This window comes from Leisingera sp. SA215, from assembly GCF_055902035.1.
In genome coordinates, this window is sequence record NZ_JBVVXU010000014.1 from 122974 (window position 1) to 129625 (window position 6652).

The following is a 6652-nucleotide window of genomic DNA, read 5'->3' on the forward strand; positions in this document are numbered from 1 at the left end:
GCTGGATTGCTTCCCACATGACAGACTGAGGCCCAGTCAGGGGTGTGCCGCGGAGCGGGCACTGCCAATCATCGGGCGCTTGAAAAAGGAGAGCAAGATGGACTTGAACAAGTTCACGGAGCGTGCACGGGGATTCGTGCAGGCAGCGCAGACGATTGCAATGCGCGAGGGGCACCAGCGGCTGGTGCCGGAACATATTCTGAAAGCACTGATGGATGACGACCAGGGGCTGGCCAGCAACCTGATCACCCGCGCAGGCGGCGCACCTGAGCGTGTTCTCGAGGCGGTTGAGGTTGCTGTGGCCAAGCAGCCCAAGGTCAGCGGCGATGCGGCCCAGATCTATCTGGACGGGCAGACGGCCCGCGTGCTGGATGAGGCCGCCAAGATTGCTGAGAAGGCGGGCGACAGCTTTGTGCCGGTGGAAAGGCTCTTGATGGCGCTGTGCATGGTGAAATCCAAGGCCAAAGAAGCCTTGGAAGCCGGCGGTGTCTCGGCTCAGAAACTGAATGAAGCAATAAATGATATCCGCAAAGGGCGCACTGCAGACACAGCCACGGCTGAGGAGGGCTATGATGCGCTAAAGAAATACGCGCGCGACCTGACCGAGGCTGCACGCGAGGGTAAGATCGATCCGATCATCGGGCGGGATGAGGAAATCCGACGCTCGATGCAGGTGCTGTCGCGACGCACCAAGAACAACCCGGTTCTGATCGGCGAGCCGGGGGTGGGTAAAACCGCTATCGCCGAGGGCATGGCGCTGCGCATCATCAACGGCGATGTGCCGGAGAGCCTGCGCGACAAGAAGCTGCTGGCACTCGACATGGGGGCGCTGATTGCCGGTGCAAAATACCGCGGCGAATTCGAAGAGCGCTTGAAAGCAGTGCTGACCGAAGTGACCGAAGCAGCCGGCGAAATCATTCTCTTCATCGACGAGATGCACACGCTGGTCGGCGCCGGGAAATCCGACGGCGCGATGGATGCGGCCAACCTGATCAAACCGGCGCTGGCCCGCGGCGAGCTTCACTGCATCGGCGCCACAACGCTGGATGAATACCGCAAATACGTGGAAAAGGACGCCGCCCTGGCGCGCCGCTTCCAGCCGGTGATGATTACTGAACCGACAGAGGAGGACACCGTGTCGATCCTGCGCGGCATCAAAGAGAAATATGAGCTGCACCACGGTGTGCGCATCGCCGACGCGGCGCTGGTGGCCGCGGCAACTCTGTCGCACCGCTATATCACCGACCGTTTCCTGCCCGACAAGGCGATCGACCTGATGGACGAGGCCGCGGCGCGGCTGCGGATGCAGGTGGACAGCAAGCCGGAAGAGCTGGATGCACTGGACCGGCAGATCCTGCAGATGCAGATCGAGGAACAGGCTCTGAAGCTGGAAGATGACGCGGCCTCGAAGGACCGGCTGGCGACTCTACAGAAGGATCTGTCGGATCTGCAGGAGCAATCGGGTGAGATGACCGCCCAGTGGCAGGCCGAACGCGACAAGCTGGCCGGCGCCCGCGATCTGAAAGAGCAGTTGGACCGCGCCCGTGCTGAACTTGAGATTGCCAAGCGGGAGGGTAACCTGGCCAAGGCGGGGGAGCTGTCTTATGGCGTCATTCCGGGGCTTGAGAAACAGCTGGTGGATGCCGAAAACCGCGAACAGCAGGGGCTGATGGTCGAGGAAGCCGTGCGCCCCGAACAGATCGCGGCGGTTGTGGAGCGTTGGACGGGAATTCCGACATCCAAGATGCTGGAGGGCGAGCGTGAGAAGCTGCTGCGCATGGAAGATGATCTGCACCGCCGGGTGATCGGTCAGAACGCTGCAGTGACCGCGGTAGCCAATGCGGTGCGCCGGGCGCGTGCGGGCCTGAACGATGAGAACCGGCCGTTGGGGTCGTTTCTATTCCTGGGGCCAACCGGGGTTGGCAAGACAGAGCTGACCAAAGCAGTTGCCGGCTTTCTGTTCGACGATGAGCACGCAATGGCGCGTATCGACATGTCGGAGTTCATGGAGAAACATTCGGTTGCCCGTCTGATCGGCGCGCCGCCGGGCTATGTCGGTTATGACGAGGGCGGGGTTTTGACCGAGGCTGTGCGCCGCCGCCCTTACCAGGTGGTGCTGTTCGACGAAGTCGAGAAGGCGCACCCGGATGTATTCAACGTGCTGCTGCAGGTGCTGGATGACGGTGTGCTGACGGACGGCCAGGGCCGCACGGTGGATTTCAAGCAGACGCTGATCATCCTGACGTCGAACCTGGGCGCGCAGGCGCTCAGCCAATTGCCCGACGACGCAGATGCGTCAGAGGCCAAGCGGGACGTGATGGATGCGGTGCGCGCCCATTTCCGGCCCGAATTCCTGAACCGTCTGGATGAGACCATCATCTTTGACCGGCTGGCGCGGACCGATATGGACGGCATTGTCGAGATCCAGCTGGAACGGCTGCTGAAACGCCTTGCGGGGCGCAAGATCACGCTGGAGCTGGACGCAGCGGCCAAGACCTGGCTGGCGGACGAGGGGTATGACCCGGTGTTCGGCGCCCGGCCGCTGAAGCGGGTGATCCAGCGCGCGCTGCAGAACCCGCTGGCCGAAGCCCTGCTTGGCGGTGAGATCAAGGATGGCGATGCCGTCCCGGTCTCGGCTGGCAGCGACGGGCTGATCATCGGCGACCGGCTGGGGACGACGGGCGGGCCCAAGCCGGACGATGCCGTGGTGCATTGAGGATATGCTGCAAGGAAGGCCCGCCAGAGATGGCGGGCCTTTGCCTTGAGCGGCGGCGTTTTTCAGTTCCGGTCTGCGGGCGCCTATGCCGGAGCGCTGCCCGTCCAGAATCAGGCAGCGGTCGTCACTCTCATGTGCCAGCTGGCTGAAGGACGACCGGTTCCGGCTTAGTTCCTGAAGGTTTGCGGCGGTGCTGGACTTGCGGAATTTCACTGATTGGAAACGCACCTCCGCCGGAGTTGCCGCTGCAGTAGACGGCCGGAGCACGCCAACCGAGCGTTCCGGCGTGCCTTTGGTGCGTTACCTGCGCAATGGCGCAAGCAACGCCGGCTGGATCAGGCAAAGGGTCTACTGGAAAGCACCGGCGACGCGATCACAAGCATCGGCCTGGCGGTGGGGTATGAAGGAACGCCCAATTTCATCAGCGCCTTCAGGTAGCAATTCGGACTGAGGCGCCCGGACAATTCCGGACGGCAGCTCAGGCTGCGGATATTTTGCAGCGCATAAGGCAGTTCACCCTTAGGCCGCTTCCTTGGCCATCCGGCGCTCGTATTTGCGGCGCAGGACTTTCAGACGGGGTTCCCAGTCATAGCGGGAGTCTTCGGTGGTCGGCGACCAGAACAGCTTGCCGCCATAGCGCCAGGGGTCGAGTACCAGACCGTCGTAAATGCCGCCGCCCTTGGCGGCGATAACCGCGGTGCTGTGATCGATGCGGAAATCGTTTTTAGGCTCGGCAATGGCACGCAGCAGTGAAAGCGTTCGGAAATTCTCCTGGCTGAGCCGCGCCTGCATGTCTTCGGCGTAATGCACGCAGAGGCCGCGCTCCTTGACCCCGGTGTTCACCATGGTGTTATGGAGGATCGGCGAAGTGGTCACTTCATATTGCTCGGCCAGCCGGGCGGAGTAGCTGTAGGCGATTTCTGCCGCGCGCCGGGCTTCATCCGGGTCCACTTGCGGGTCCAGGGTTTGCAGCGCACGCGAAAGCTCCTCGACATCGTGCTTGGTCGCGGTTGGGCGGGACGCGCAGCCAGCCAATGTGGCGGCGGCCAGCATCATCAAGGTAAAGAATAGGGGTTTCATCATGGTTTGCCCGTGCCGGAATTTCAGTTTCCGGCCAGCATAGTGAAATCACGCAAGCAGCGCAGCGGGGAATTTTCAAAGCTGCGGCTTATTCCTCGATGGCTTCCTGCACGATCGCGTCAAGAAGCGCGTGGATCACTTGCATTTCGCCTTCGGGGAAGGCGCGAAAGCCGATGATGACGTCTTCTGCGCCAGGAGGCTGAGCGACGAAGATGTCATAAGGGCAGAAAGTGATGTTCATTGGATTGGCCTCCATCACCTGGCGCGACAGTTTGGCGGAACAGAAAGAGAAGACCTGCGCATGGTCAAACAGCACAATTTCCGAGCCGACATCGGCGCGGGTGCGTTCCAGCATGTCGCCCACATGGCTGATGTGGTCGACCCGCAGCCCCCGGTTGGTAATAGCACTCTCAAGCCCGAATGTTACGTCATCAAAAGACAGGGGAGTGGTGTAGCTCACCATTTCCTGTGCGGCTGCAGCACTGGCATCTAGAACTAGGGCGGCTGCAAAAACATGTAATTTCATCTGGGGTCTCCCTAGGTGATTGCCGGTCCGCACCAGCTGTCCTGTAGGGCCGCGTGTGGAACGCATTGCATTTTTCGCATGAGAATGGGGGCAACCGCCACCGCAAAATTCCCGTAGACTTGGTTCCGGCGCCGGTGCCGCTGAAACGCCCTTATTTGGGTCACACAGGATGCAGATGGCTGCGCTACGTTACAGTTCTCTCGCGCAGTCGTTACAGGATATGTTTTGGGTTTTGCGCACGGGACCGTTACCTGAAAGGGAAGAGGATACTCAGGAGACGCAGATGGCGCACCGCTGGATCAACGATTTGACCCCTGCAGATGCAACACTGGAGGCCGCGTTCTGGAAACGCCGCCAGATCATGGCGGGGCTGATGGGGAGCGGCCTGGCCGCGACGCTGGGCGGACATGCGTGGGCGGAAGAGGGGCTGGAGCCGAACAGCTGGGAGGAAGTGACCAGCTACTGTAATTTCTATGAGTTTGGCACTGGCAAGAGTGATCCGCCTGCCTATGCGGACAGGATGACGACCAAACCTTGGAGCGTCAAGATCGACGGTTTGGTGGACAAGCCGGGCGATTATTCCTTTGAGCAGATCATGGGGGAGATGACGCTGGAAGAGCGCATCTATCGCTTCCGCTGTGTCGAGGCCTGGTCGATGGTGGTGCCCTGGCAGGGGTTTGAGTTGGCGGATCTTCTGAGCATGGCCGGCGTGCAGGAGGGGACGAAATACGTTGCCTTCGAAACCCTCTACCGGCCGTCCGAGATGCCCGGCACCGCCTACAAGGTGCTGGATTGGCCCTACCGCGAAGGCTTGCGCCTGGATGAGGCAATGCATCCGCTGACGATAATGGCGACGGGTATCTTCGGCAAACCGCTGCCCAATCAGAACGGGGCGCCACTGCGGCTGGTGGTGCCATGGAAATACGGCTTCAAGTCGATAAAGTCGGTGGTTCGGATTACCCTGACCGATCGGGAGCCGCCCACCAGCTGGAATATGGCCAACCGCCGGGAATACGGTTTCTACAGTAATGTGAACCCCGATGTCTCGCATCCCCGCTGGAGCCAGGCCAGCGAGCGCCGTATCGGCGGCGGGCTGTTCGCCAAGCGCCGGCCGACCCTGATGTTCAATGGTTACGGGAAAGAGGTCGCTTCCCTGTATGACGGGATGGACCTTGCCCGGCACTTCTGATCGGAGCCGTCTGATGGACAGGGTGAACCATCTTCTCCGCCGCTTTCCAGTCTGGGCCGTTTATCTGTTCGGGGCATTGCCTGCGTTCTGGTTCTTTTACCTCGGCCTCACCGGCGGCCTGGCGGTGGAGCCGATCAAGGCGCTGGAGCATGAATATGGCGAGCTGGCGCTGCAGCTGATGGTTCTCACTCTGGCCATTACCCCGTTGCGCCGGTTGGCGGGGCTGAACCTGATGAAGTTCCGCCGGGCGGTCGGCCTGCTGTGTTTCTTCTATGTGCTCTGCCATCTGCTGGTCTGGCTGGTTCTGGACGTGCAGATCCTTAGCCAGATCCTCGCTGATATTGCCAAGCGTCCTTACATCACTATCGGTATGGGGGGCTTTGTCCTGATGCTTCCGCTGGCTTTGACCTCCAACAATTTCTCTGTCCGGCGGCTGGGGCGTGCCTGGCCGCGGCTGCACAGGCTGACCTTTGCGGCAGGTCTTCTAGGAGCGCTGCACTACGTGATGCTCGTGAAGGGCTTCCAAATTGAACCGCTGCTTTACCTTGGTGCGGTTGTTGTCCTGCTGGTCCTTCGCCTGCCTGCCGCTCAATTTCGGAAGCGGCAGTCTGCATCCAGGGTTTCGGGTCGGGCCTAATTCGGATTCGCGACATCAGCATTGGAAAAAATGGCGGTCACTTTGGCCGTTCTTCTGTAATGGTCTGTTCTCCTTGCTGCGCTGGGCCTTCCTCTGAGAAATTTTGACCGGAGAGATTTGAGCGGGGTGGGTTTTGTTCGGCTGATTTGGGCTGGAGGGGGCGGGGCGACTCGTTTTTCGGGGGTGATTTTCTGTGATTCCGGAGGCGGGCCTGTGGATAAGGCGGGGTGGTCTGTGGGTAAATCCGCCGGATCCCGGGGCGGCGGGGTCCGGGGCGGGGTTTGGAGCGGGGTGCGGCGGTTCTGATGGCGGGAGGCGGGGCAGGGGGCGCGAGTTTATTCCGGCGTAAGTTATTGATTTTGCAGTGATTGTGGTTTTTCACGGCAGAAAGTTTTGTTTTTTGCGATTTTGGGCTTGCGGGTTTGGGGGGTGAACCGTAAAAGCCCCCTCACCGGCGGCGCTGAGGCGCAGCGGGACACACCGGACGGGGCGGCGGCGACGCAG

At 61.1% G+C, this 6652-nt stretch carries 6 protein-coding genes; 4 read left to right on the top strand and 2 right to left on the bottom strand.

The window, feature by feature from the left end; all coding sequences use genetic code 11:
• Positions 1 to 97: 97 nt before the first annotated feature.
• On the top strand, positions 98 to 2716 hold the full coding sequence (gene clpB / locus AC0KW6_RS15755) for an ATP-dependent chaperone ClpB (protein WP_323776902.1): 2619 nt from the start codon (positions 98 to 100) through the stop codon (positions 2714 to 2716).
• A 216-nt stretch (positions 2717 to 2932) separates the two neighbouring features.
• Positions 2933 to 3154, top strand: a complete 222-nt coding sequence (locus AC0KW6_RS15760) for a helix-turn-helix domain-containing protein (RefSeq protein ID WP_416361487.1) — start codon at positions 2933 to 2935, stop codon at positions 3152 to 3154.
• Positions 3155 to 3235: 81 nt separating this feature from the next.
• Here AC0KW6_RS15760 and AC0KW6_RS15765 read toward each other — a convergent pair whose 3' ends face one another.
• Positions 3236 to 3796, bottom strand: coding sequence for a hypothetical protein (locus AC0KW6_RS15765; protein WP_416361488.1), 561 nt, complete (start codon positions 3794 to 3796; stop codon positions 3236 to 3238).
• An 88-nt stretch (positions 3797 to 3884) separates the two neighbouring features.
• Positions 3885 to 4322, bottom strand: coding sequence for a DUF302 domain-containing protein (locus AC0KW6_RS15770; RefSeq protein ID WP_474035351.1), 438 nt, complete (start codon positions 4320 to 4322; stop codon positions 3885 to 3887).
• Between the two features lie 283 nt (positions 4323 to 4605).
• Between AC0KW6_RS15770 and msrP the strand changes: the two genes are divergently transcribed.
• The gene (msrP, locus tag AC0KW6_RS15775) at positions 4606 to 5511 is read left to right on the top strand and encodes a protein-methionine-sulfoxide reductase catalytic subunit MsrP (protein ID WP_323776909.1); all 906 of its coding nucleotides are present in this window, start codon (positions 4606 to 4608) and stop codon (positions 5509 to 5511) included.
• A 13-nt stretch (positions 5512 to 5524) separates the two neighbouring features.
• Positions 5525 to 6148 carry a protein-methionine-sulfoxide reductase heme-binding subunit MsrQ gene (gene msrQ / locus AC0KW6_RS15780; RefSeq protein WP_474035352.1) on the top strand — a complete coding sequence of 208 codons (624 nt, stop codon included), beginning with the start codon at positions 5525 to 5527 and terminating at the stop codon, positions 6146 to 6148.
• Positions 6149 to 6652 lie beyond the last annotated feature (504 nt).